Source organism: Wolbachia endosymbiont of Nasonia vitripennis (assembly GCF_048054115.1).
Classification (GTDB): domain Bacteria; phylum Pseudomonadota; class Alphaproteobacteria; order Rickettsiales; family Anaplasmataceae; genus Wolbachia.
Map to the genome: position 1 here is coordinate 1 of NZ_JAFEVF010000012.1, position 23879 is coordinate 23879.

Annotated in this window: 22 protein-coding genes and 1 pseudogene; 15 read left to right on the plus strand and 8 right to left on the minus strand. The window is 33.9% G+C overall.

The window, feature by feature from the left end:
- Positions 1 to 279 precede the first annotated feature (279 nt).
- Complete coding sequence (locus JR053_RS02795; RefSeq protein ID WP_139686762.1) at positions 280 to 573, plus strand: GIY-YIG nuclease family protein; 294 nt, start codon at positions 280 to 282, stop codon at positions 571 to 573.
- A 294-nt stretch (positions 574 to 867) separates the two neighbouring features.
- On the opposite strand, the gene JR053_RS02800 is transcribed toward JR053_RS02795, so the two are convergent.
- The 3 genes from JR053_RS02800 to ruvA all read right to left on the minus strand — a co-directional run bounded on the left by JR053_RS02800 (position 868) and on the right by ruvA (position 3912).
- Positions 868 to 2085, minus strand: a complete 1218-nt coding sequence (locus JR053_RS02800) for a hypothetical protein (RefSeq protein WP_010404051.1) — start codon at positions 2083 to 2085, stop codon at positions 868 to 870.
- A 268-nt stretch (positions 2086 to 2353) separates the two neighbouring features.
- Positions 2354 to 3343 (minus strand): Holliday junction branch migration DNA helicase RuvB, encoded by a 990-nt coding sequence (ruvB, locus tag JR053_RS02805; protein ID WP_007302374.1) that lies wholly within the window; start codon positions 3341 to 3343, stop codon positions 2354 to 2356.
- Positions 3340 to 3912, minus strand: coding sequence for a Holliday junction branch migration protein RuvA (gene ruvA / locus JR053_RS02810; RefSeq protein WP_007302375.1), 573 nt, complete (start codon positions 3910 to 3912; stop codon positions 3340 to 3342). Before ruvA ends, ruvB begins: the two co-directional genes overlap by 4 nt.
- A 299-nt stretch (positions 3913 to 4211) precedes the next feature.
- On the opposite strand from ruvA, the gene JR053_RS02815 reads away from it, so the two are divergent.
- Both JR053_RS02815 and JR053_RS02820 read left to right on the plus strand, forming a co-directional pair.
- Positions 4212 to 4736, plus strand: coding sequence for a c-type cytochrome (locus JR053_RS02815; RefSeq protein ID WP_010404055.1), 525 nt, complete (start codon positions 4212 to 4214; stop codon positions 4734 to 4736).
- Between the two features lies 1 nt (position 4737).
- Positions 4738 to 5493, plus strand: coding sequence for an alpha/beta hydrolase (locus JR053_RS02820; protein WP_010404057.1), 756 nt, complete (start codon positions 4738 to 4740; stop codon positions 5491 to 5493).
- A gap of 42 nt (positions 5494 to 5535) precedes the next feature.
- Here the strand turns inward: JR053_RS02820 and JR053_RS02825 are convergent, their stop codons facing one another.
- The gene (locus tag JR053_RS02825; protein WP_010404059.1) at positions 5536 to 7449 is read right to left on the minus strand and encodes an ATP-dependent helicase; all 1914 of its coding nucleotides are present in this window, start codon (positions 7447 to 7449) and stop codon (positions 5536 to 5538) included.
- A gap of 170 nt (positions 7450 to 7619) precedes the next feature.
- Between JR053_RS02825 and JR053_RS02830 the strand changes: the two genes are divergently transcribed.
- The 11 genes from JR053_RS02830 (at position 7620) to ccmE (ending at position 17085) form a co-directional block, all read left to right on the plus strand.
- A complete protein-coding gene (locus JR053_RS02830; protein WP_139686766.1) occupies positions 7620 to 8183 on the plus strand; it encodes a hypothetical protein in 564 nt (187 codons plus the stop codon).
- Positions 8093 to 8959, plus strand: a complete 867-nt coding sequence (locus JR053_RS02835) for a hypothetical protein (protein ID WP_416603475.1) — start codon at positions 8093 to 8095, stop codon at positions 8957 to 8959. Before JR053_RS02830 ends, JR053_RS02835 begins: the two co-directional genes overlap by 91 nt.
- 64 nt (positions 8960 to 9023) lie before the next feature.
- The gene (locus JR053_RS02840; protein ID WP_029237644.1) at positions 9024 to 9611 is read left to right on the plus strand and encodes an NADH-quinone oxidoreductase subunit J; all 588 of its coding nucleotides are present in this window, start codon (positions 9024 to 9026) and stop codon (positions 9609 to 9611) included.
- Positions 9602 to 9910, plus strand: coding sequence for an NADH-quinone oxidoreductase subunit NuoK (gene nuoK, locus JR053_RS02845; protein ID WP_010404075.1), 309 nt, complete (start codon positions 9602 to 9604; stop codon positions 9908 to 9910). Before JR053_RS02840 ends, nuoK begins: the two co-directional genes overlap by 10 nt.
- 4 nt (positions 9911 to 9914) lie before the next feature.
- The gene (gene nuoL, locus JR053_RS02850) at positions 9915 to 11762 is read left to right on the plus strand and encodes an NADH-quinone oxidoreductase subunit L (RefSeq protein ID WP_029237645.1); all 1848 of its coding nucleotides are present in this window, start codon (positions 9915 to 9917) and stop codon (positions 11760 to 11762) included.
- 3 nt (positions 11763 to 11765) lie between these two features.
- Positions 11766 to 13208, plus strand: a complete 1443-nt coding sequence (locus JR053_RS02855) for a complex I subunit 4 family protein (protein WP_029237646.1) — start codon at positions 11766 to 11768, stop codon at positions 13206 to 13208.
- A complete protein-coding gene (locus tag JR053_RS02860) occupies positions 13205 to 14593 on the plus strand; it encodes an NADH-quinone oxidoreductase subunit N (protein WP_010404081.1) in 1389 nt (462 codons plus the stop codon). Before JR053_RS02855 ends, JR053_RS02860 begins: the two co-directional genes overlap by 4 nt.
- A gap of 48 nt (positions 14594 to 14641) precedes the next feature.
- Positions 14642 to 15703 carry a hypothetical protein gene (locus JR053_RS02865; RefSeq protein WP_416603479.1) on the plus strand — a complete coding sequence of 354 codons (1062 nt, stop codon included), beginning with the start codon at positions 14642 to 14644 and terminating at the stop codon, positions 15701 to 15703.
- A 26-nt stretch (positions 15704 to 15729) separates the two neighbouring features.
- The gene (locus JR053_RS02870; protein ID WP_029237647.1) at positions 15730 to 16575 is read left to right on the plus strand and encodes a biotin--[acetyl-CoA-carboxylase] ligase; all 846 of its coding nucleotides are present in this window, start codon (positions 15730 to 15732) and stop codon (positions 16573 to 16575) included.
- Positions 16572 to 16709, plus strand: a complete 138-nt coding sequence (locus JR053_RS02875) for a CcmD-like small membrane protein (RefSeq protein ID WP_007302385.1) — start codon at positions 16572 to 16574, stop codon at positions 16707 to 16709. The genes JR053_RS02870 and JR053_RS02875 overlap by 4 nt, the downstream gene beginning before the upstream one ends.
- Positions 16693 to 17085, plus strand: a complete 393-nt coding sequence (gene ccmE, locus JR053_RS02880; RefSeq protein WP_010404099.1) for a cytochrome c maturation protein CcmE — start codon at positions 16693 to 16695, stop codon at positions 17083 to 17085. The genes JR053_RS02875 and ccmE overlap by 17 nt, the downstream gene beginning before the upstream one ends.
- 75 nt (positions 17086 to 17160) lie before the next feature.
- Here the strand turns inward: ccmE and JR053_RS02885 are convergent, their stop codons facing one another.
- The 4 genes and pseudogenes from JR053_RS02885 to tnpA form a co-directional block, all read right to left on the minus strand.
- Positions 17161 to 17625, minus strand: coding sequence for a hypothetical protein (locus tag JR053_RS02885; RefSeq protein ID WP_010404101.1), 465 nt, complete (start codon positions 17623 to 17625; stop codon positions 17161 to 17163).
- Positions 17626 to 17710: 85 nt separating this feature from the next.
- Positions 17711 to 18091: a hypothetical protein gene (locus JR053_RS02890; RefSeq protein WP_416603482.1), complete on the minus strand. Its 381-nt coding sequence runs from the start codon at positions 18089 to 18091 to the stop codon at positions 17711 to 17713.
- A gap of 70 nt (positions 18092 to 18161) precedes the next feature.
- The gene (locus JR053_RS02895; protein WP_416603484.1) at positions 18162 to 19667 is read right to left on the minus strand and encodes a magnesium transporter; all 1506 of its coding nucleotides are present in this window, start codon (positions 19665 to 19667) and stop codon (positions 18162 to 18164) included.
- A gap of 283 nt (positions 19668 to 19950) precedes the next feature.
- A pseudogene (gene tnpA / locus JR053_RS02900) lies at positions 19951 to 20342 on the minus strand (IS200/IS605 family transposase).
- A gap of 240 nt (positions 20343 to 20582) precedes the next feature.
- On the opposite strand from tnpA, the gene JR053_RS02905 reads away from it, so the two are divergent.
- A partial coding sequence (locus JR053_RS02905) for a tetratricopeptide repeat protein (protein ID WP_416603486.1) occupies positions 20583 to 23879 on the plus strand: 3297 nt, incomplete at its 3' end.

The following is a 23879-nucleotide window of genomic DNA, read 5'->3' on the forward strand; positions in this document are numbered from 1 at the left end:
TATCTTACTTTGTTTGCTTGTCAGATCAAGTCTAAACTATTACAGATGACAACGGAGGGGCCACTTGCATGACAGCCTTTTAAAATTGGTATGACACCTTTTTGGTACACAACCTTTGGTGCATTATGCACTCAAGACAATGTCATTCCAGCACTTCCTCTCTTGTCATTCAAGTAGCCTCTTTGGTATCAAAGAATAGCCTCTTTGGTGTCATCAAGTAGCTCCTTTAATGTCATTCCAGTGCTTGACACTGGAATCTAGTAAATTTATTTATTATATATGAAAAGTTATTATATTTATATACTTGCAAGTGAACGCAATGGAACCCTATATACAGGTATAACATCAAATTTGACTAAACGAATTTGGGAACACAAAAGCAAAGCCATCTCTGGTTTCACGTCAAAGTACAATGTTTGTAAACTAGTCTATTTTGAAGAATTTCAAGAGATAAACTTAGCAATTAGTAGAGAAAAACTCCTAAAAAGCTGGCAGAGAAAATGGAAAATAAACTTAATTGAAAAAACAAATCAAGAATGGAAAGATTTATATGATGAAATTGTGTCTGGATGACAGTGTCTGAGTACACAACTGTACGAACATTGCAATATGGCGCATCGTTGGCACTGGCTTCCATTCAAGACGGTGTCATTCCAGTCTGGAATCTAGAAGAGAAAATGGATCCTAAACTGAAATAACAACTCTTTTAAACTAAGTTCTCTGGATCCCAGACTGGGATGACATCAAAGGGGCTACTGAAATGACAAGAGAGAGCTACTTAGATGACATTCCGCCATGTCATTCCAGCACTTGATGCTGGAATCCAGATAAAAAACCAGTCTGGAATGAAAAAAAGAGAGAGAACCTTTACACACCTCTCTCTTTGACTGAAGAAGCATGATTTTCAACTCTTACACCATCAGTTAATCCTCCTGGCAGTTCCACAGCAGCATTAGCAGCTTTTTGCTGACTCTTAGGAGAAGACTCTTCTCCTTTGCGTTTCTTCCCTAAATCCTTCTTTTCTGTGTTGTTCCTTTTCACTCTCCTGTGTCGCTCTGGAGCGGGTGGACAGACAGCTAATTTTGGTTTTTCAGTTTTCTCTTCTTTTGCTTCTTTCTTTTCTTTATTCATTTTTTCCAGTTTTTGTACTTCACTATTTTTGTGACTTATAACAGGTTTAGGTAGAGTGTCTACTAATTTTTCTATAGGCTTTGGTAAAATAGCACGTTCTTGCTTATTCAGAGTGATTGGCATTGGAACTTGAGATGAAAAATTAAATAGGGAAATTGGTGTGATTTCATTCACTTTTGTTTCTATTTCTTGACGAACTTCTTTTGATTCTGTTTTTTCTGCTTTTTTGTCTCTTTTTTCCTCAGTTACATCTTGCTCTACTACTGCTGCTAAATCAACTGCAAAAATTTCTGCAAACATTGCAATGACTGAGCCCACGAGAAAAGTTTGAAGCTTCAATTTTAAATTTTGCAACGCTTGCAAACGTTCGAGTATTGCTATTTCCTCTTCCGGAGATAACCCACCACTGAGTAATTTCTCCTGCAATTCTTTTATCTCTTTGTCTAGCCTTTTATCCCAACTTAAATCTAAATCTTTTTTGAAGATCTTTTTAACTAATTCCTTAAGCTTATCACGCAAAAACTTAATTATCGAAAGAAGCAGATTTTTCTCTTTCTTCTCCTTGAGCATTTTGTAGACTTTCGGATCTACATTTACTTCAAAAAGATTAAAGAGGGATTCAAAGAAATTTGCGAATACCCCTTGATTATTATCAGTAAAGTAATCCTTATTATCTTGTATCTGTAGCTCTACTTGAGATAATGTTTCATCAATGCAACTCGCAGCCTGACGCTCAAGCTCTATTCTCTTGAGCTCAGCTTTCCTAGCAAGCTCCTCCATGAATCCTTTTAATTCATTGAGCTTCTGCTCTGCAGAGAGATCTTGCTCTCTGATTCGATTAATGTAGATTGAGCTACCGTCCTCTTCGTTGTTATTGATTAAAAAATTTTTCATTGCTTTTTCTCCATTAATTGAATTACTGTTTCTATAATTGTTTAGAAAGCTTTTTACCATTTTATCTTAAGTCTATAAAATACAATAACTCAATCTTACAATATGAAGTATTTAATAAGTATTAATCTTAAAAAATATCAATAAATTATTGATATTTTTACATTCATACTATATACAGCCTAGCATATATTACGTAATTTTTCAAGAACATATTCACTATAACAGAAGACTTTCTTATTTGCCTCTAAAACACCTGCAAATCATATAATAAGAGAATATTATAATGTTTAGTGTAATACTATACAATGTTATAAAATATAGTATAATACTAGCATACCACTGAATTAATGCTGAGATATTCCCTTGCTTGATCAGTTAAAACACGTCCTCTTGGTGTGCGCTTTACGAAACTGACCTTGATTAAATAAGGTTCTACTGTTTCTTCAATATTGCCAACATCTTCAGATAGTGCAATAGATATGGTGTCAATTCCAACAGGTCCTGAGGTGTTAAACAAAAATCTCAGATAATCCATATCTAATTTATTTAGTCCCATTTTATCTATACCCAATTTTGATAGTGCAGAACCGGCAATTTCACAGGTAATTTTTTTATCATCTTTTACTTCAACAAAATCTCTTATTCTTCTGAGTAATCTCAAAGCAATTCTTGGAGTACCACGGGCGCGGCAGGCAATTTCCTGCACAGCATCCTTTTCGATTTCAGCACAAAGAACTCTTGCACCTCTTTTTATAATATCAACCAGTTCCTCAAAAGAATAAAACTCAAGATGCAGGGGAATACCAAAACGATCCCTCAGCGGTGCAGAAAGCAGTCCAAGCCGTGTTGTTGCCCCAATCAGTGTAAATGGTGGTAAATCTATTCTTAAAGTTCTGGTAGATGGGCCCTCACCTACTAGTATATCTAGGCAAAAATCTTCCATAGCAGTATATAAAACTTCCTCAATGCTACGATTTAATCTATGGATCTCATCGATAAATAGAACATCTTTTGCATTTAAAGTAGTGAGCACTGCAGCTAAGTCCCCAGCTTTACTAAGCAATGGACCAGAAGTTGCACGAAAGCTAACCCTTAACTCCTTAGAGACAATTTGTGCTAAAGTTGTTTTACCAAGCCCTGGAGGACCATAGAGCAATACGTGATCCAAAGCTTCAGCTCTCGTCTGTGCAGCATTTATAAACACTTTTAAATTTTGTATTAAGTCTTTTTGCCCGACAAAATCATCAAGTTGCTCAGGCCGGATATTTAAATTACGTACATCTTCAGAGTATTCCTTACTACATGATATTGACTTCATATTGTTTTAAGCGCCATACGAATAATATCTTTAGTGTCCAAGTTTGGTGATTCATCTTCTATTTTTTTTATTGTATCATAAGCTTTTGTTCTTTCATATCCAAGATTGATCAAAGCTGAAAGAGCATCTTCACTAATTGAGTGAAAATGATTGTTATTTATCTCTAATTTACTTACTTTGCCATTCAGCTCAGTAATAATTCGATTTATGAGTTTCAGGCCAAGTCCACTCACCTTAAGTGCTAGTTTATCCTCATTTATAATTGCCAAAAACAGTTGCTCTGGAGTTAATTTGCTCAAAATTGACATTGCGGTTTTATAGCTGACACCGCTCACTTTAACTAATAAACGCAGACACTGCTGTTCTTCTTTACTTATAAAGCCATATAGCTGAGTAACGTTTTCTCTGCTATTTGCATAAGTGTCGATAAGTAATTTTACTCTACTTCCAATCGAACAAGCACTTAAAGTTTTGGCTGAAAGATATACTATGTAGCCAACATCATTCACATTCAGGATTATGTGATCGCTACACACCTCATCAACTATTCCTCTTAGATTTCCTATCATTTCTAGTACTTTATAAAATTCAGTTTAAATGCTCCTGAATCTTAGGTCAAGCAAACGAACATTATAGAAGTAGTTCCAGTTTCAATCATTGCAGACAAGTTTGCAGGAAATCTATTTTAATATGTTATTCCAGATCATTATGTAATTGAACCACAAGTTACTCCGATAGAAATAGAATTGCAGTCTCCTAACTTAGCTAAGTAATAGAAATTTCTATCTTTGGTGAAATAAAGGTAATTGTTTACTGTTTGCGAAAATATTTGCATAATTTAAGTAACATTACTTGATAAGAATTAACTATGGAGCTTAATAAGATTGCAGCATCGATTTTACTTTCTGGATTAATAATTATGATAGTTAGTAATGTAGTTGATATACTCTACAACCCAGAGGATTATAAAATTGAACACCAAACAATAGTAGCAGCCAGCAATGAGCCTCAACAAAAGATTGAACAAGTGGCACTTGATATTGGAGAGCTCATGCAGAATGCTAGCTTTGAAAAAGGCAAGTCAGCAGCAAAAAAATGTATAGCTTGTCATAGTTTTGAGAAAGGTGGAATGAATAAAGTGGGGCCAAACTTATGGAACGTGGTTGGAAATAAAAAGGCCCATCTTGGCAGCTCATTCAATTACTCAAAAGCACTACTTGAAAAAGGTGGGAAATGGGAGTATGAGGAGTTATTTGCTTTTTTAAAAAATCCAAAAGCCTACATAAAAGGTACACGTATGGCATTTGCAGGCATTTCCAATCCACAAGAGATTGCAGATCTAGTCAGCTATTTGCGTTCGATGAGCGATAGTCCGGTTGCCTTGCCAAAGTAGTATGAATTATTGTAAATTACTCGATGGAAGTAATGGCCATATAGCATATCGAAAGCTACAAGGAAAGAAGGCTTCTATAGTTTTTTTTAGTGGTTTTGCATCCAATATGGATGGAACTAAAGCAACTGCCGTTTACAAATTTTGCCAAGAAAATGATATAGCACTTGTGCTCTTTGATTATTTTGGCCATGGTAATTCAAGCGGTGATTTTGCTGATTATACAATAAGTGATTGGCAAAAAAATTGTGCTAAAGTGATAAGTGAATTAACTAGCAATAAACAAATAATTATAGGTTCAAGTATGGGAGGATGGCTGATGCTGCTCACTGCTCTTCAATTTCCAGAAAAAATTGCAGCATTAATCGGCATATCATCTGCTCCTGACTTCACTGAAGATTTAATATTCAAGCAATTGTCAGACAAGCAAAAAGAAGAGCTAAGCTCTAAAGGTGTAATAGATTTTACTTCGGAGCATTGTGCATACAAAATAACTAAAAATCTGATCGAAGACGGTAGAAAGAACCTTCTTTTAAACAGAGAAGCAATAGATATAAACTGTCCTGTGCGCTTATTGCATAGCATTAATGATAAAGATGTTCCTTATCAAACTTCATTGAATTTAGCTGAAAAAATTAAGTCAACAGACGTTGAAGTACACTTAATAAAATCAGCAGAACACAACATGTCTGATAATCATTCACTGAAAATTTTATTTAAGACCATCAGAGAATTTTTGCCAGGAGAAATATATAATTGAAGTAATTCAGATGTGTTTGTCGTAAGAGCTGCAGTTATAGCTTCAACAGTAGGCACTATTCTTGATCACCTCAACATTTTCTCTTGGCAATTCTTTAATAAATCGAGAAGTGCGCATTGGTTGCCACTGATTATTAATTTCCCTCCTATCTGCACATGAAATGATCAACCTTTCTTTTGCTCTAGTTATGCCAACATATGCAAGTCTTCTCTCTTCTTCTAAAGCTTTACCACTTTTATCTTCAAAAGATCTTTGATGAGGAAATAATCCTTCTTCCCAACCAGGTAAAAACACGCACGGGAATTCAAGCCCTTTAGCCGCATGAAGAGTCATAACATATACAGTGTCATCGCTATTCATATTATCCACTTCCATCACCAAACTAATATGCTCCAAGAAGGTTATAGTGCTGTCAAAATTCTTCAAAGATGAAATGAGCTCTTTAACATTTTCTATTCGCGCTAAACCCGTCACTCCTTCATTCTCAAGCATTTCCATATATCCTGATTGATTTGCTACGATTTTAACAAATTCATGCAGTGGTTTTACGCTTACTATTTCTTCCCAAGCTTTAATTTTATTTAAAAAATCATTTAGTGAGAGTTTAATTCTTTCGGTTACTTGATCACTATTAACCAATATTTTTGCTGCCTGAAAAAAAGAAATTTTGTTATCCTGAGCAGTCGTGTATATTTTCTTTAGAGTTGTAGCTCCTATGCTTCTTTTTGGACGATTTACGATCCTTTCAAAAGCGAGATCATCATTATTATTTGTAACAAGCCTCAAATATGCAATTATATCCCTTACTTCTTGACGTTCGTAGAATTTTACGCCACTTATAATCCTATAGGGAATTGAATATTTTATAAAATACTCTTCGAGCACTCTAGTTTGAAAAGTCGCTCTTACGAGCACTGCAATGTCACTAAATCTGTATTTATTGAGCTTTAATATCTGTTCGCTTATGAACCTTGCTTCAGCTTTCCCGTCCCATAATTTTATTAGATTTACCTTTTCCCCTTCAATGTTTGTTGTCCACAACTTTTTTTCTAAGCGAGTCTTATTGTGATTGATAACATATGATGCAGTTGCAAGTATGTGGGATGTTGACCTGTAGTTACACTCCAGTTTAACGGTTTTTGCATTTTTAAAATCATCGGAAAATTTCAAAATATTTTCAACTTCTGCACCACGCCAACTGTATATCGATTGATCGTCATCTCCTACACAACAAATATTTGAGTGCTCTTTTGCAAGGTATTTTAGCCAAAGATATTGTATTGCATTTGTATCTTGATATTCATCTACCATAATATATTTAAACTTGTTTTGGTAGTAGGACAGAACCTCGGTCTTTTGATTAAAAAGTTGTATGTTATATAACAATAAGTCACCAAAATCAACAGAGTTAAGAAATTTCAACCTTTCCTGATATTGGTGATAGACTTTGAGTGCAGTCACGTATACTTGCCTAAATGATTGAACATCTTCCACTTCAGACGGCAATAAACACTTCTCTTTCCATTGCTGAATAATATTCATAATGGTCTTACATTTTTCTGATAGGTAATCAGGGCTGATTTCATTAATAATATTTTTTATTACCTGTAATTGATCATCCACACCAATGATTGTGAAATTGGAATTTAAGCCAACAATTTCAGCATGATAACGTAAAATTTTTGCTGCAATTGCGTGGAAGGTGCCAAGCCATGGTATATTTGTGCCCGTAAGTTCAAGCACTCTTGATATCATTTCATTTGCTGCTTTGTTCGTGAATGTAACTGCTAAGATCTCATCGGAGTAAGCGTAGCCATTTCGAATTATGTGCGCTATTCTTGAAGTGATCGTTCTTGTTTTTCCCGTTCCGGCTCCTGCCAGTATTAAAACTGGTCCATCTATGTTAGTTACAGCTGATTGTTGTTCTGGATTTAGCAGCGAGAGATAATCGTTCATTGTAGCCCTATAAATTATAGCTGCAGTAAGTTAATCTTACTACTTGCGCTCTGTAAAGTTTTTGTTGCTTGCTTCCAGTTTATTTCAAACAGTAGGTGCCTGGATTGACAAATGTTAAAATTTTAGGTAATATTGAAATATATACTAATAATAGTAAATAGATAATAAATATGTTTGCTAATTTAAATGGTCAAGAACAATTACAACAAAGAAAAGTGCGTTTTGCAGACCACAATGAGCTATCAGAAGATAAATCTGAATATGACTGGTATGGCTGGATCGATCACTTGATATCTCTGGAGTTTCACAAGGCTATAGAGGAGTTAGAAAAAGAGATCAGTGAGTTAGAAAAAGAACTCGAAGAATTAGAGGATAAAAATAAAAAGAGGTTAAAAAGTGATACGGAAACAGACCTCAAATTTATCAAATACCTAACTAAGCATTTTAATAATCCTGAAGAGATTATAAAGGAGTTAAAATCGTATGTTGATGAGGATAAATCTAGAGCGTCAAATAGGATGAAAAGTCATATTGTATTGGTCAGATATTTTGCTGAAAAGGTGCAAATAAAAATGACTGAAGAAACCAACGAATTTATAAAAGGCATTAAAATTAAATACGAGAAAAAACAAGAACTAAAAGATTGCGTAAAAAAAACCCTCAATCTCTTTATGCTACTTCAGATAAAAATACAGCTAAACAATATGACGAAGAGGCTTACGATAATAAGCTAAAAGAATTAAGGAATTTAATTATTCATTCAAAAAATAACTTTAATCATGATATCCATGTAAGTCTGCTTATTAGAGTCAATAATGTTATTGTAGGTGATATTTGGGATAAACCTAGTAAACTAGGAAAATCTATTCATGAATGGAAGCTGATACATTGTGTAAAAGAATTGCTAAAGATTAACCATGGAAATTTTAAACAAATATTGGGTAACATTGAAGATCTCATGGAACCATCATTAAAGCAATATAAAGAGCTAAGCCCTCCTATCAACATAACACAAGATCAAAATCTTAAAACAACAGCACTTGCAGAAGTAAGTTTGCAGTCTAAGGAATCTTTTCCAGGCGATACTGAGAATGATTTACAAGGCACCCAACCTACACCAGGAGGCTGTAAACCACTAAAGCGTGAAGGAACAGAAGGATTAGCTGTTCCTTCAGCTGGCACTAAAATAGATATGAATAGTGGCCAATTACAAACAACCTCTCACGAACTGCAAAACCCTTATGATAATGCAGGTATGTATAGCGCTTTAGGTGTTGCTGTTGTCGGTTTTATAGCAATTGGAGTGATGTTATGTGCTACAGGTAATCCAGTTCTTGGAGGAGTCTTTATAGCAGTCCCTGTAATTAGTGCATTAATACTTGGTATTGCAAAAATTTATGAAGAAGTCAGTAAAAAGAAGGAAAAAAAGCCAGAAATAGATACATTGACCGCCTTGAGAGAAGTGCTTACCCCTCAATGGTTAAGTAAGGGTAGAGTTTCAAATATTTAATATGATATTGACTTTATTGTAATAGTGCTTTAATTAGGTAAGTAGCGTTGAAAGTAGTACGTTAATGCCTTTTTTCTTTTATTTTTTTGCAATTCTTAGCATTTTATCTGCTGTATGCGTAATTAGTGTAAGGAATCCTGTGCATGCAGTATTATTTTTAATTTTCACCTTCGTTAATTCTGCAGTTCTTTTTATTCTCCTTGGAGCTGAATTCATCGCTATGATGATGCTGATAGTATACATCGGTGCAGTTGCAGTGTTATTCCTCTTTGTAGTCATGATGCTCGATATTGACTACATAAGATTGCATCAGGGTTTTGCAAAGCATTTCACTCTTGGTGCTATATTATGTGTTGTGTTTTTTCTAATCATCAGCTTTGTAATTCGCAGTTCAGAACCGAATATAAGCAATGTTATAAACTATAATAACAATAACGTGAAAGCTATCGGTAATTTGCTCTACACTGACTACATGTACGCTTTTCATCTTTCTGGTATTCTGCTGCTTGTTGCAATTGTTGGTGCAATTGCTCTTACTTTGCAGGAAAAGAAAAAAGGAGTTAGAAAACAGAACGTGTTAAAGCAATTGACACAATCTTCATCTGTAAAATTGATTAAGGCTAAATTTGGAAAAGGAGTGGAATGGAAATAGGATTAAATCACTTTTTGATAATTGCTGCTGTTTTGTTCACTATTGGCGTGTGTGGTATTTTCATTAACCGTAAGAGCATAATCAATATACTGTTATCAATAGAAATATTATTGCTGGCAATTAATATCAATCTAGTTGCTTTTTCTGCCTTTATGAATGATATAGTTGGGCAAATTTTTGTGATGTTTGTGTTGACTGTTGCGGCAGCAGAGTCAGGAGTTGGGCTTGCAATATTGGTTGTATATTATAGAAGCCGTGGCAATATAGACGTTGAACAAGCAAATTTAATGAAAGAATGAAAGTATGATGGATATACTGAAATTAATAGTATTTCTGCCACTTTTTGGTTCATTGTTTGGAGCATTTTTTAGAAAAAGTCAGTTAGTTACAACGGCAGGGATTGGAATATCTGCAGTTTTATCTTGGTATGTTTTTCTCACCTTCTCTGAAAATTATCACTTGAGTTTATTTCCTCTATTTTCATTAAGTGTATTAAAAGTAAATTGGGCAATTAGTGTGGATGCTCTCTCATCCTTAATGCTTACTGTCATTACCACCGTTTCACTAGTAGTCCACCTCTATTCTATCGGTTATATGGAGTATGACAAAGGGAAGTCGAGGTTTTTTTCTTACCTATCGCTATTTACGTTTTGCATGATTGTGCTGGTTGTAAGCGATAATTTCGTGCAGCTTTTTTTTGGCTGGGAAGGGGTTGGCCTGTGTTCTTATTTACTCATAGGATTTTGGTTCCAAAAATATTCTGCAAATAATGCAGCAATTAAAGCATTTGTTGTGAATAGGGTAGGAGACTTTGCACTATTGATTGGAATCTTTCTTATTTATTATACATTTCACTCTTTGAATTTTACTGAAGTTTTTGATACAACTGATCTTCTTGGCACGCAGAACATTAGAGCATTCTGCTGTGAATTCAAAGTAACTCATATAATATGCATATTACTTTTTATTGGCTGTATGGGTAAATCTGCACAGCTTGGTTTACATGTTTGGTTGCCAGATGCAATGGAAGGGCCAACCCCTGTTTCTGCACTCATTCACGCAGCAACGATGGTAACAGCAGGTATATTTTTAGTAGCAAAATGTTCTCCATTATTTGAGCTATCAAATGTGGCACGAGAATTAATAGTTATTGTTGGGGCACTTACTGCTTTCTTTGCAGCTACGGTTGCGATTACTCAGAACGATATAAAAAAAATAATTGCTTATTCAACCTGCAGTCAACTTGGTTATATGTTCATGGCATGTGGGCTTTCTGCTTACAATGTTGCTATTTTTCATTTAATGACACACGCTTTTTTTAAAGCTCTACTATTTCTTGGTGCTGGCAATGTGATTCATGCAATGCATCATGAGCAAAACATTCAGAAAATGGGAAATTGCTGGAAGAAAATCCCTTGCACTTATACTCTCATGTGGATTGGATCTCTTGCGCTTTCTGGAATATTTCCATTTGCAGGTTTTTACTCAAAGGATTTGATAATTGAACATGCTTATAGCACGGATAGCTTTGCTTTTGTAATAAGCTTAGTTGTTGCATTCTTCACAGCGTTTTACTCTTGGAGGTTATTGCTTCTTGTGTTCCACAGCCAAAAACAAAGTAAAATTAATATACATGAGGCACCAAAGATTATGCTTATACCATTACTGATACTCGCTTTTGGATCAGTATTTTCTGGAATATGGGGAGCAAATATTTTGAACATAACTAGTAATGCGTTTTGGAAATCAAGTTTAGTGATGATTGATGAGCATGGAGTTCATAATTTCTTTATAAAACTACTGCCAACCTTAGCAAGCCTAAGTGGAATAGCACTTGCGTACCTAATTTACCAATATCAAGTAATTAGGCAAATTAAGAGTAAATTTTTACTTAAGTTTTTGCAGAATAAATGGTACTTTGATGAGGTATATGAGTTTGTTATAATTGCACCGATAAGGTTTATATCTAGGCTTCTATGGAAGTTTGATGTTAAGGCTATTGATTCATTTGGACCAAATGGTGTTGTAAGGTTGGTTAATGAATGTTCAAAAAGTTCTATAAAGTTACAAACTGGTTATATATTTGATTATGCATTTATTATGTTTGTTACTTTAATAATCGGTGCTTTATATATTATTGGAATTAAATAGAAGGTGTTGTTACTTAGTATATTCTTGCTTCCACTGATAGAAGCGTTGATTTTATCCTCGATCAGGATTAATCATCAATCTATACACTTAAGATTCCTTGCCCTATTTTTTGCTGTACTTCCATTTTTGCTTAGCATTGTAGCTTGTATAGAATTTGATTATAACAATACGGACTTTCAGTTTGTCAGCTATCCAGTAAGAGATATTGGAATAGGGGTGGATGGAATATCGTTGCTTTTCCTTCTACTTACGACCTTCTTATTTGTTATTTGTATGCTCTATAATTGCAAAATGAGTTATACGACCCTAAAAGCCTATATGGCATTATTTCTACTGCTTGAGAGTTTTGTAGTCGGTTTTTTCGTTTCACTGAATGCTATAAGCTTTTATGTGTTTTTTGAAGCTGTCTTAATACCAATGTTCTTTATTATTGGCATTTGGGGAGGGAAGCAAAGGATATATGCGACGTTTAAGTTATTTCTTTATACATTAACTGGCTCATTATTATTTCTACTTGGGTTGGTATACATCTATAGTGTTTTTGGAACGTTTAGTATACAAAAATTAGCTACATTAGTGCCAAGCCTTGATCTTGAAGTGCAGTCATTGCTGTGGATTGCATTTTTTATTTCTTTTGCAATAAAAGTACCGATGTTTCCATTTCACACTTGGCTTCCTGATGCACATGTGCAATCACCAACTTCTGGGTCTGTGATTTTAGCTGGCTTGCTTATTAAAATGGGGGGATATGGATTTTTAAGGTTTTCTATTCCAATGCTTCCTCAGGCAAGTTTGTATTTTTCAAATTTCGTTGTTGTGCTGAGCATTATTGCGGTGATATATGCTTCGCTAGTTGCGTTTGCTCAAGATGATATAAAGAAGTTAATAGCTTATTCTTCAATAGCACATATGGGGATCGTTACCGCTGGCCTCTTTTCATTTTGTGAGGAAGGAGTACTGGGTAGTATATTTCAAATGATTAGTCATGGCCTTATTTCTGCTGCTTTATTTTTATGTGTTGGAATGCTATATACTCGAACTGGGACTTTGGAGATTGCAAAATATTTTGGCATAGTAAACACAATGCCAAAATTTGGTTTTATGTTCATTTTATTTTCAATGGCTTCAATAGGGCTACCTGGAACATCTGGGTTCGCAGGTGAGTTTTTGGCTATGGTTGGGATGTTTAAGAGCATAGGGTTTTTTACAGGATTTATCGCACTTGGCACTATTTTAAGCGCAGTTTATATGCTGAATTTATGTAAGCAAATAATATGGGGGGTTAGCTATTCTAAATTATTAAATAACCGTTTGGATAGCATAGAATTTTCTGTCTTAATTCTGCTTGCAGTGTTTGTTATTTTGCTTGGATTTTACCCAACCCTTGCACTGAATTATTTGAAGCCATGTATGGCAAATTTGTTAGTCAAATATAATGCGCTATGAATTATATACAGATATTGCCGGAAATGTTCTCTATTATCTCCTCGTTAGTGTTGCTACTGCTTGGAATTATATTTAACCGCCGAACTATCAACTTATTAGCACTTGGCTGCACAGTGGTAACTTTGATTATTTTAATTATTTCGGCAGAAAACAATGAAATTTTTCTCTTTAATTCGTTGTTAAAACTCAATTTATACATCAGGTCAGCCCAAGGGTTAATTCTCAGCACAGGAATTTTAATACTTTTGATGCTGAATTTATCAAAATATGACTATAAATATGAATTTTCAATACTGATTCTTTTTGCGCTATTTGGCATGATAACTTTGGTTTCAGCAAATAGTCTGATTTCTTTTTATTTAGCTTTTGAGTTGATGAGTATATCTTTGTATGTTCTTGCGAGCTTTAATAAAGATTCAGCTTATTCATGTGAAGCAGGAGTGAAATATTTTACACTTAGTGCACTATCTTCCTGCATTATGCTGTATGGAATGTCGCTGCTTTATGGATATACAGGACAAGTCAATTTCTCTGAGCTCGGTTCATTCTTGCAAAACCATCAGATAACTTATGGAATAGTTTTTGGGTTAGTTTTTATCCTTATTGGTTTGTGTTTCAAGCTTGCTATTGCTCCTTTTCATATGTGGGCTCCAGATGTCTATCAAGGTGCACCTACCATAGTAACTGCGTTTTTTTCTACGGCCCCAAAAGCTGCACTTGTAACATTTTTAATTCGATTGATGAATGAAGAGTTAGTAAATGTAAAAAGTTATGTTCAGCCTATTTTCTTATACGTTTCAGCATTGTCTGTGCTTATCTCAGCTTTTGGGGCCTTGCGTCAGCAAAACTTAAAAAGGCTGTTTGCTTACAGTTCAATTGGTCACATTGGTTTTATATTTGCTTCACTTTCTATTTTTACACAAGCAGGAACAGATAGTGCCTTAATGTATTTGGTGATATATATCATCACAAGCATAGGGCTATTCTCATATCTCGTACAAATTGACGATGATGATTGTGATATTGCAAATTTATCTGGTATAGGAAAAAAGCAACCAATTTTAGCATTCCATCTTTCTATACTATTACTCTCGATGTCGGGAATACCTCCACTTGCAGGTTTTATCGCTAAATTTTTTATATTCAAAAGTTTAATAAATTCTGGCTTTATCAGCCTGTCTTTGATTCTTGTAATAGCAAGTGTGATATCATGCTACTATTATTTAAATATCATGAAAGTTATGTATTTTGATAAAGCTAGTGGTAATAAGGTTGCTTATTCTAAGAGTCTATTCATTATCACTTCAGTGGCTTCACTGATCAATCTCGTTCTTTTCTTGTACGCAGAAGATCTTTACTCATTGATTAATTCATTGACAAATTAACAATTTAGTGTTTATAATTAGTGATTAATTAATATTTTGTGGTGAAAAATGAGTAAAAGAAAAACTGTTTTGAAATTTTCAATTGCCGCTCTCTTGCTAGGAGGATCGAGCACTGTAGCTGTTTTATATTTTCCTTATGTTGCTTTAGCAATTAAATTTGGTATTGTAATTTCTATAGCTCCTCTGGCAATTTTTGCCATTTCTGTAGTTGCTGCATTAGTTTCAGTAATTACATTAGCAGCATTTACTATTTTCGCCATACGCAGTAAGGGTAAATCTAATAAGGTTAGTAGCGAACCAGGAAGTAAAAATGAAGAAAAAGGACAAAGTCTAGTACAAGAAAAAGATGCACCTACTCCTACGCCACCGTTGCTCTCGCAAGAGCCTGAAAAGTCGGTTATTCCTATTCCACAACAACCACCAGTTGATGATCCAGTGGAAGAAACAGAAACACCGCAACCTGACGTTATGGTTAATGGTGCTGATCAGCAAGCTAACCAAACAGAGGAATCGTTGCCACCATATCCAGAACCCACCTCACCTCTAAATAGCATGGATCAACTAAAATCGTTTCCTGAATTGCCGTCAATTGTTGTGGATGCACACAACAATTTGGGAGATGGTAGTAATTCCATCAAAAATTATCAAGAAAATATGTCACTTCCAGTATATTTGCCCCAACAATCTCAGACTTCACAGCAACTTTCCCTAGCGCTTAGAGCTATATTAGATGATTCGAATTCGCTCTTGAAATTTAAGGCTGCATTTGAGGAATTTCAAAAAACAAGACAGAATAATTTACGTAGATCCAAATCACTTCCAAATCCGAATGTGATATTACCGATGAGTTTAAGTGAGGTGAAATCGAAGTGGAGAGAAACACAAGCTAGTATGACAGATAGTTATATTTCTTGGGGTACTAATTGGGATTATTCAATTACACAACCACTAGCTTACCAAGATGAATCATCAACCTCAATAATTGAAGATGTGGAAAGCGGTCCTGAAGCAATGTCCTATGACGTAAATGAAAATAGGGCTTCATATAGCAGTATGCAATCACCTGTATTATCAAGTTCTGCTAGCCGTGGCAACAGTTTTTCTGGATAAGAGAGTTTTTTGATAGAATTAAGAAAATGATCCCTGAAACATTTGAGGGCTTTCATATTCATCATTACAAAGAAGTTCCAAGTACTAATAAAGAAGCATTGGGTTTAATTGAGAAAGGGATATCAAATGAAACTGTCATTATTGCTGATAAACAAACAGAAGGTAGGGGACGCACTGGAAAAAGCTGGATTTCTCCAGAGGGTAATCTCTATGCGAGTTTGATAATTAACCAAGAAACGGATGTCAGCAAATTGACAGAATTGACTTTTGTGACTGCTCTTGCTGTTGGAAATACTTTATTATCGTTAAATTTCTTGAATAATCAAACCCACTGCGGTGTCATTCCAGTGCGTGACACTGGAATCCATACTTTTTCTTCTGGATCCCAGTGTCAAAGCACTGGGATGACAAGAGATCAATTCATAAACGATCTCAATCTTCAACATAAATGGCCAAATGACATTCTAATCGATGGCAAGAAAATAAGCGGAATATTGCTTGAAAAAAAATCCAATTCAAATTGGCTCATTATAGGAATTGGAATTAATGTCAATCATGCGCCACTTCCAGGCACAACGTGCATTAGCAATTACGGTGAATCTGTGTCTAACATGGATCTATTAAAGGAATTAATAATAAATTTTAATAAGCTAAGAAAGCAATGGCTATTTGATGGGTTTTATGCTATAAGAGAAATGTGGTTAAAAAAAGCATTCAAAATGAATGAGCAAATCAGTGTAAAGTTAGCTGACAAATTGTATGAAGGAATTTTTGCTGATATAGATAAAAGTGGTAAATTGGTGTTGCAGCAAAAGGATGGAAGCTTAATTTATTTTGATGCAGGTGAGTTATTTATTGGCAGTGCATTATGAATACATATGTAATTTTTGCTTACCTTATTAGTTTCATACTGATTGGTGGAAATTTGATTTTTACCGTTTCTTGCTATACTAAAAGTAAAAAAATTCTAGAAAGCCTGAAAGATAATAATGAAGAAGAAACATAAGCGATTACTTATAACTTCAGGAATTTTCTGCTTTTTAAGTTGTGCAGTTTTTTTTATTTTAACAACGCTCAAAGAAAATATCTCATTTTTCTATACAGTAAGTGAAGCCATAGTCTTGCCAAATAATCAAAAGCCAATCCGTGTTGGTGGAATGGTTGTTGAAAAGAGCGTGATACGGAGCGAAAGTGAAGTAGTTTTTCAGATGACAGATTTTAACAAAAGCGTTGTGGTGAAATATCAGGGAATACTTCCACCAATGTTTTCAGAAAAAAGTGGTGTTGTTGTGCAAGGTAAAATGTTTGATAATAGTACTTTTCTTGCAGATACGGTGTTTGCAAAACATGATGAGAACTATAAGCCGAAAGTCCTAAAATAGATTTCCTAATTCAGTTGTATTGAAATGGTATGTGAAAGAAAGCAACAGCCTGCTAGCAAGCTGTTACTTTCCTAACTACCACAATATATCAGAGTGAGCTGGTGCTTCCCATTCTACGTTATTATGGTCAATTATTGCTGCTTTTAATCCTTCAACTTCGCCCCTTAGGTGATCAAGTTCTTCTGCCCATGTTCTATATTCTTTATTATTATCAATAAATCCATCCTGCTGAATTAACTTATTCAAATGAGATAAACCATTAGCCAATGCTTTACTCATATCAAGAGACTCTCCTCGAAGTTGTGCTATGTTGTCCATAATTGAGACACGCAAGCCCGAAACAAACTTCTCGTTTAAATCGCAGACTAACTTATCCATAACTTGATTGACGTAATAAATCGATGCAATCTTGTTTTTAACGTCCTCAAAGTTTGTGGGCTTAACTGCAACTTCTATATCGTCTATTTTTTTAAAGTTGAAATCGCTCATTTGGTTTATTGCTTCAAAGTTATTTTCGCTTTCTTGTTTACTATTATTCATGCTAACTCCTATAAAATTAACTCAGCTACATCTAAATAGCATGCGAAAAGAGTAACAGCCTGCTAGCAAGCTGTTACCTTTTTTATTAAAGCAATCCGTTCTCTTCACCAGTAATATCGAGTGATGGAGAAGCTGGTGGAAGAGTAAGATCTGTTCTTAAATCATTGAGAGATTTTACTAAACCAGAATTTTCATTACCAACTGTCTTATTTAGTGCTTTAATTTGTTTATATTCATCTTTTATTATTGTATTTAAATTATTAATAATATTGGTATTAATTGCTTCTTTCAAATCATCTATAATCTTTTCAACGTGTAAGCCTCTTACAGGTCCTTCTAATTGTTTTTTGGAAAAATTTTCTTTTCCGGATTTTAGTTTGAAAGTTTGAAGTTGAGCAAGTTCTTGCGTTTTATCTTCTAATTTAAAATCAGGCATATTATTTCGTAAATTTTGATCTGTTTGCATATGAATTACCTCCATAAAATTAGTATTAGCTGCACATATAGTGCAATTTTTTAAACTCCTAAATATTAGTTTACAAGTATCCAAATTCATACTGAGCATACCCTTCTGTTGCTGCAAATTCAGCATTAGCGTCTTGAAGAATACGAGTTATTGAACATGGACTCTCCAGTGCTTCATTGTACGCAGGTGGAAGTTCAAATTCTTTTAACTTCTCATAAATTCCTTTTATTGTTTCACTTTGTTCATTAAACTTCTCTTTTAATGCATCAATAATAGCTTTAGACTGATCTTTACTGCTAAGATCGCCAATCACAGATATGACTTTCTCGTGAGGCAATTTGTGAATGATGTCTTTAAGCTCTTCTGCATCTACGTTATCCAAAAGTTCTTTAAACTGCTCACGAGACATATTATGAGCAAAAGCTTGAAGTTTTTCTGGTTTGTCAACTAAAGACTTAATAACCATCTGAATCTTATTAGGATCAGTTAAATCTCGAGCTACTATTTCAAGTTTCTCGTGGTCTAGCTTATTAATTAAATTATGTAATGTATCTTCTTCTAAAGTTTTTACTAAGATTGGAAGTTTATTTTTCAACGCGTCGTCCAAAATAGTGTTTATTATTTTCTCATCTGCATTTTTTATTAGTTCTACAAACTGGTCATCCTTCATTGTCTTGACCGCTATCTCGAACTGATCCATTTTAAGGTGAGGGAAAATTTGTTTTACTTGATCTGAGTTAAAGTCTTTTACTAAGTTCTCAACCTGATTCTCATTTAATAAGGGGACTATTATTTCTAACTTTTTTGAATCCAATGTGTGAGTAAGGGCTTGTAATTGATGATTGGTTAAATGATCCACTAAAGCTAGAAATTGTCCATCTGTTAAGTTCTCTGCTAAAACCTGTAGTTGTTTATTTGTTAAGCTCTTTGCTAAAATCTGTAATTTCTCATTATTAAGAATATCGGCAAGAGTCTCTAACTGATTTCCTGTTAAGTTCTTAAAAAAAGTTTTGGCGAACTCACTTGATATTAGTACACTCTTTGGTATCTTAGACGATGTTATATCTTCTATCAACTTTGCTGTATCATGGTGTGGCATACTGTATTGTAATATCTTGTTGTCAGGTGAATCGATTATGTTTCCTTCCTTATCTGAAAAATAATATTTATCGTCACCAAGACCTGATTCCTCCCATGTTAAATATTTGTACTTCAATTCTTCACCTACAAAATTATGATAACCAGTTTTATCTCCTATGCCCCAATTTAATGATAGTTTAACTAATCTATCATTGTCATATGCAAATGAATTACTGTTCTTAGAATAACCAGGTTGACCATCTCGAATATATCTGTTTTGTTTTTCTTCTACGCAATACATTCCTAATCTATCAAGAAAATCGCTACAGAATTTTATAGATAATTCTAGCGTATCGTCTTCTTCGCTTAGCGATATAAGCTTGACTTTTTTCATAGATTGAGGATTTTTAATGTTAGAATACACTTCATATCCACTAGATCCGCATGAAAATTGCTGTCCAGGTACCATCTTAAAGACATGTTTTTTTCCACTCATAAGTATTATCTAATAAATTTAATTATAGCTATTCTAGCATTTAATGATTAATTTATAATTAAATTAGCATGTATTGGAGTCATAATAACAAATATCACTAGAGAATTAGTATAAAACCCCGATAGAATAAATAGGCTGGCTTTATGGTATGTTGAAACCTATATTGGTGGGGGTAAGCGTACTTTTCGAACTCGCTCTCTCGAATATTATACAAAATGAGTAAAGTGAGTAAATAAAAGAATTTAATTTGTACTTAATGACATCTCAATTCAACCACTATGGATTAAAATCCAAAGATTGAAAGAGAGCGTAGAATGCTAACTTTCAACTTACCAAATTTATCTTCTTTTTTAGAGTGATTTTCAATATGATTTTTTATCATTACAAAGTAGCCTACTAACCATAACTCAGTATCTTTTTCTCAGCTCTGGAAAGTTTTGCTGGAACTTTTTCCTTTTATTAACTGCACTAACTTACTAATACTGAAGTATGGGGTACAGAAACGTATACATGTTGACGCAACTCTACCTCTGATAATTTCTACTTCCACATACTTCTTGTACAACTTCTTTAGTTTTCTGACCAATATCTCCAACTAATACTGGATATCGATATTTTGTTATCCACACTATGTGATATATATACAGAGTGACTGCTTTTTCTATAATATTCCACATTCTTTCAAATTTTTCACCTTAAGATTATATTCTTGAAAGGATGGTCCAGGGTTTTTCTCCCAAATTTGGGAGAATAAAGAAAAATTGAGATGATTTACAGCAAAAACGAAATTAGAACAAAGCCCTTCTACAAGGAAGCTCAAAAACTTCAACAAAATACCATAATATTCAAAAATCCTTTGTTTTTCTGATGTATCTAATTACTATATAAAAGCTTTAGGTAATATAGGGGGTGTGTATGCTGAGGACACAACATCGAGTAAGTAATCTAAAAAAAGAGATTAATTCAGAAATCATTGATCGGTTGAAAGAGCAGCTGAATAAGCAACAAAACAGTAAATCTTTTCAATTTAAAAATAGAATAAGACGTCAATATAATCCTGATGATACTAACATTGCTAAATTGTTTCTGGCGATACGTGAGCATAGAACGGATAATCCTCAGCTAAATAAGATTAGTGAAATTGAAGGGTTACTTACTCAAGTACAAAATATTAATGATATTGATCTCAATGATGGTGGTAATACACCACTACATGTTGCTGTAAGCAAAAATCATCAAGACATTGTTGAACTTCTTTTGAATGTGTCTGGTATAGACCCAAATATTAAAAATAATCAAGGTAAAACTCCACTAGATATTGCTAAGCAACAAAATAAGGGAGAGATTATTAGGACTCTAGAAGAACATTTAAAAAAATCTTCTGATCAAGTAGAAAGACTTTCTGCACAGGAGAAGGAAGTGCATGAAAAGCTAAGAAAGTTTGTTGAAGATTTTGTTTTTATTTATGAACGCTCTTTATCAGAGTACTATGAGAGACTAGAAAATCAAAGAGGAAAGCAAGGTAAATGGGCTGATTTTGTTAATATGATAATATATATAGGAAAAGGTGGAACAGAACAAGGAGAAGCGGAATCAAAAGTAATTCCTCTTATTGGAATTAACATTCTTCGAGCAACAATATCCAGCATTGGTAGTAGTTATAATAGAGCAGAGCTTAAAAAGCTGATAGATCAATTGTATATATTTAAAAAGGATCCAATCAAAGTCAGGGAAGAGTTAGTAAAATCTGGTATTGAGATTTTTCAAAGTTTTGAGAGCCAATTTATACAAGTAACAGCAGAAGGAAGTTGGCAGAGAGCAATGACAAAATTAGCAGAAGATGCTGTGAGTAGAGTGGTTGATTACTATAGAAAAAATACTGAAAAAGAGCTTTATGCTTCCTCAATTACTGAGGGTATTATTTTTGGAGAATCAAAAAGATATAAACAAACCTACACTGGTGTTCCTCATATTAAGCTAGGACATACTTTAGAAAGTAAAAACTCGAATTCATGGAATACTGCAGAACTATTTGATAAAGCGGGATTAGTAACAATAAAGAGTGATGGTAGTGCTGATAAATACTATAGGAGAATAGATGGAAAGAGTGATACTAGCAAATATGGCTATCGTCTTCTTTTTAAATGGGAATTGGAAAGTAAAATAAAAAAATTCGCTAGAGAATACATTGAAGAAAATCCTTCTAGGGAGGAGTATAGGTATATTTTAAAGTTAGATGAGGGAAAATGGAAAGATGAATTATTGGATGAGCTTAATAAGCAAGATCCGAAGTTAGTCGAAGAGAGGTTACTAAGCAAATTCAAAGGAGAAATGGAACAGGAAGCTGAAAAAAACTTCAATGAATTAGAGGATTATATAGGTAAGAATTTTAATGAGTTATCAGGTTACATAGAAAGTAATCAAAATGAGATTAAGGGAGTCTTTGATGAATTAATGAGTCAATATCAGGAAGCCAGTAGGCAACGTCACAAGATAGCAGATTCTATTGTAGAAGGAAGGAAAGAAAGTGAAAAAAGTTTCGAGAAAATAGATAAAAAGCTTGATAAGATATATGATGCAGTTGTAGCAAGAGAGCAAGTAAGAGAGCCAATTTGGTTTAATGTGAAAAAGCCAGTAATTTTGTTTGCTGGAAGAAGGGAAGAGTTAATTGACCTACATAATAAGATACAACGTAGTTCAGAAAAAGTAACAGTAATATCACAAATAACCTCAATTAGCGGTTTAGGAGGAATAGGAAAAACTGAGTTAGCTAGACAATATGTTCAAGAATATAGTAAAGATTGTTATGACAACGTTATATGGATCAATGCTGAAAGTGAGATAGCTCTTGTTGAATCATTTACTCGATTAGCGAAGAATAAACTAAGAATTGATATAAAAGATGAGAATGGAAAAGAAAAGGATATAAAAGCTCTCATAGAAGAGGTTTATGAATTTTTCAGTAATAGTAAAAGCTTGTTTATTTTTGATGATGCCGAGAAAAGTAATTATTTGAATAAGTTTTTACCAATTCATGATTCATTACCGGGTGGTAATGGACCTTATATTTTAATTACTTCTCGTAATCGAGAGTGGGAAAGGGGGATAGAAGTTATTAATCTAAACGAATTAAAGTCAGAAGAAGCGATAGAATTTGTAAAAAAGGGCTTTAGTATAGAAGATGAATCTCAAAATGAAAAGATAAAAGCTTTGGTAGAGAAATTACAACACTTTCCTTTAGCTATACAGCAAGCGATAGCGTATATTGAAGATCAAAGGGTTACAAGAGAATTTAGCATAGATGATTATCTAGAGGAGTATGAAGAGAAGACGAAAGATTTGCTTGATTCTGTATTATTCAGGGGAATTGATAATGATTACGCAAAAACAACTTTCACCACTTGGAAAATTACAACCGATGAAATAGCAGGTGACAAAGGATATGGCGAATTAGCTTTAAGGATTCTGAATATTATATCTTATCTTGCACCTGACAAGATTAGTAGAGAAGTGTTTTTAGGTTTGACAGGGAGTAGTGAGGAGGAATTAAGGTCAGCTGTTCGTTTGCTTATAAAATATTCTATGGTGAATGGTGAACAAAGGCAAAGTGTGTTGAGTGCCCATAAATTAGTTCAAGAAGTAACAAGAATAGCGTTAGAAGAAGAGGGTAAAAGCGAAGAAGTTATGAAAGAGACTTTCGAGCTACTCAGAGCAAGTTTTCCTTATAATGGTGATAAATTAGAAGACTATTTAAAGAAACGAGAATTATTACCGCACTTAGAGGCATTTTTATCGAATATAGATAATTGGTTAAAAAAGAACCCTCAAGATAAAGAAAAAATAGAAGAGGATTACCTTGAGGATTTATTGATATTGATGGATGATGGGTATTTTAACTTGAATAATCCTAAAAGAGAAAAGGAGTTGCTAGAAAGGGTGCTACCTATTTTAGAGAAGCATTATGGAGAAGAGCATTTAAAAGTAGCTCGAACATTAGTAAATCTAAGTATCAATTATGTAGCTTTAGGTGATCATCAAAAAGCGAAAAGGTTGATAGAGAGGGGTTTAAAAATTGAAAGGAAACATCACGGAGAAAACCATTTTGGAGTAGCTAAAGTATTAGTAAACTTGAGTGTCACTTATCAAGCTTTAGGTGATTATGAAGAAGCAAAAGAGTTACTAGAAAAGGCTTTACCTATTTTAGAGAATAAT

Coding starts and splice junctions, on each gene's coding strand:
- ruvB (WP_007302374.1), bottom strand. CDS start 3,343: ATGAAGTCAATATCATGTAGTAAGGAATACTCTGAAGATGTACGTAAT.
- JR053_RS02820 (WP_010404057.1), top strand. CDS start 4,738: ATGAATTATTGTAAATTACTCGATGGAAGTAATGGCCATATAGCATAT.
- JR053_RS02800 (WP_010404051.1), bottom strand. CDS start 2,085: ATGGTAAAAAGCTTTCTAAACAATTATAGAAACAGTAATTCAATTAAT.
- JR053_RS02840 (WP_029237644.1), top strand. CDS start 9,024: ATGCCTTTTTTCTTTTATTTTTTTGCAATTCTTAGCATTTTATCTGCT.
- JR053_RS02825 (WP_010404059.1), bottom strand. CDS start 7,449: ATGAACGATTATCTCTCGCTGCTAAATCCAGAACAACAATCAGCTGTA.
- JR053_RS02830 (WP_139686766.1), top strand. CDS start 7,620: ATGTTTGCTAATTTAAATGGTCAAGAACAATTACAACAAAGAAAAGTG.
- JR053_RS02815 (WP_010404055.1), top strand. CDS start 4,212: ATGGAGCTTAATAAGATTGCAGCATCGATTTTACTTTCTGGATTAATA.
- JR053_RS02860 (WP_010404081.1), top strand. CDS start 13,205: ATGAATTATATACAGATATTGCCGGAAATGTTCTCTATTATCTCCTCG.
- nuoL (WP_029237645.1), top strand. CDS start 9,915: ATGATGGATATACTGAAATTAATAGTATTTCTGCCACTTTTTGGTTCA.
- nuoK (WP_010404075.1), top strand. CDS start 9,602: ATGGAAATAGGATTAAATCACTTTTTGATAATTGCTGCTGTTTTGTTC.
- JR053_RS02870 (WP_029237647.1), top strand. CDS start 15,730: ATGATCCCTGAAACATTTGAGGGCTTTCATATTCATCATTACAAAGAA.
- JR053_RS02890 (WP_416603482.1), bottom strand. CDS start 18,091: ATGCAAACAGATCAAAATTTACGAAATAATATGCCTGATTTTAAATTA.
- JR053_RS02895 (WP_416603484.1), bottom strand. CDS start 19,667: ATGAGTGGAAAAAAACATGTCTTTAAGATGGTACCTGGACAGCAATTT.
- JR053_RS02865 (WP_416603479.1), top strand. CDS start 14,642: ATGAGTAAAAGAAAAACTGTTTTGAAATTTTCAATTGCCGCTCTCTTG.
- JR053_RS02885 (WP_010404101.1), bottom strand. CDS start 17,625: ATGAATAATAGTAAACAAGAAAGCGAAAATAACTTTGAAGCAATAAAC.
- ccmE (WP_010404099.1), top strand. CDS start 16,693: ATGAAGAAGAAACATAAGCGATTACTTATAACTTCAGGAATTTTCTGC.
- JR053_RS02795 (WP_139686762.1), top strand. CDS start 280: ATGAAAAGTTATTATATTTATATACTTGCAAGTGAACGCAATGGAACC.
- JR053_RS02875 (WP_007302385.1), top strand. CDS start 16,572: ATGAATACATATGTAATTTTTGCTTACCTTATTAGTTTCATACTGATT.
- ruvA (WP_007302375.1), bottom strand. CDS start 3,912: ATGATAGGAAATCTAAGAGGAATAGTTGATGAGGTGTGTAGCGATCAC.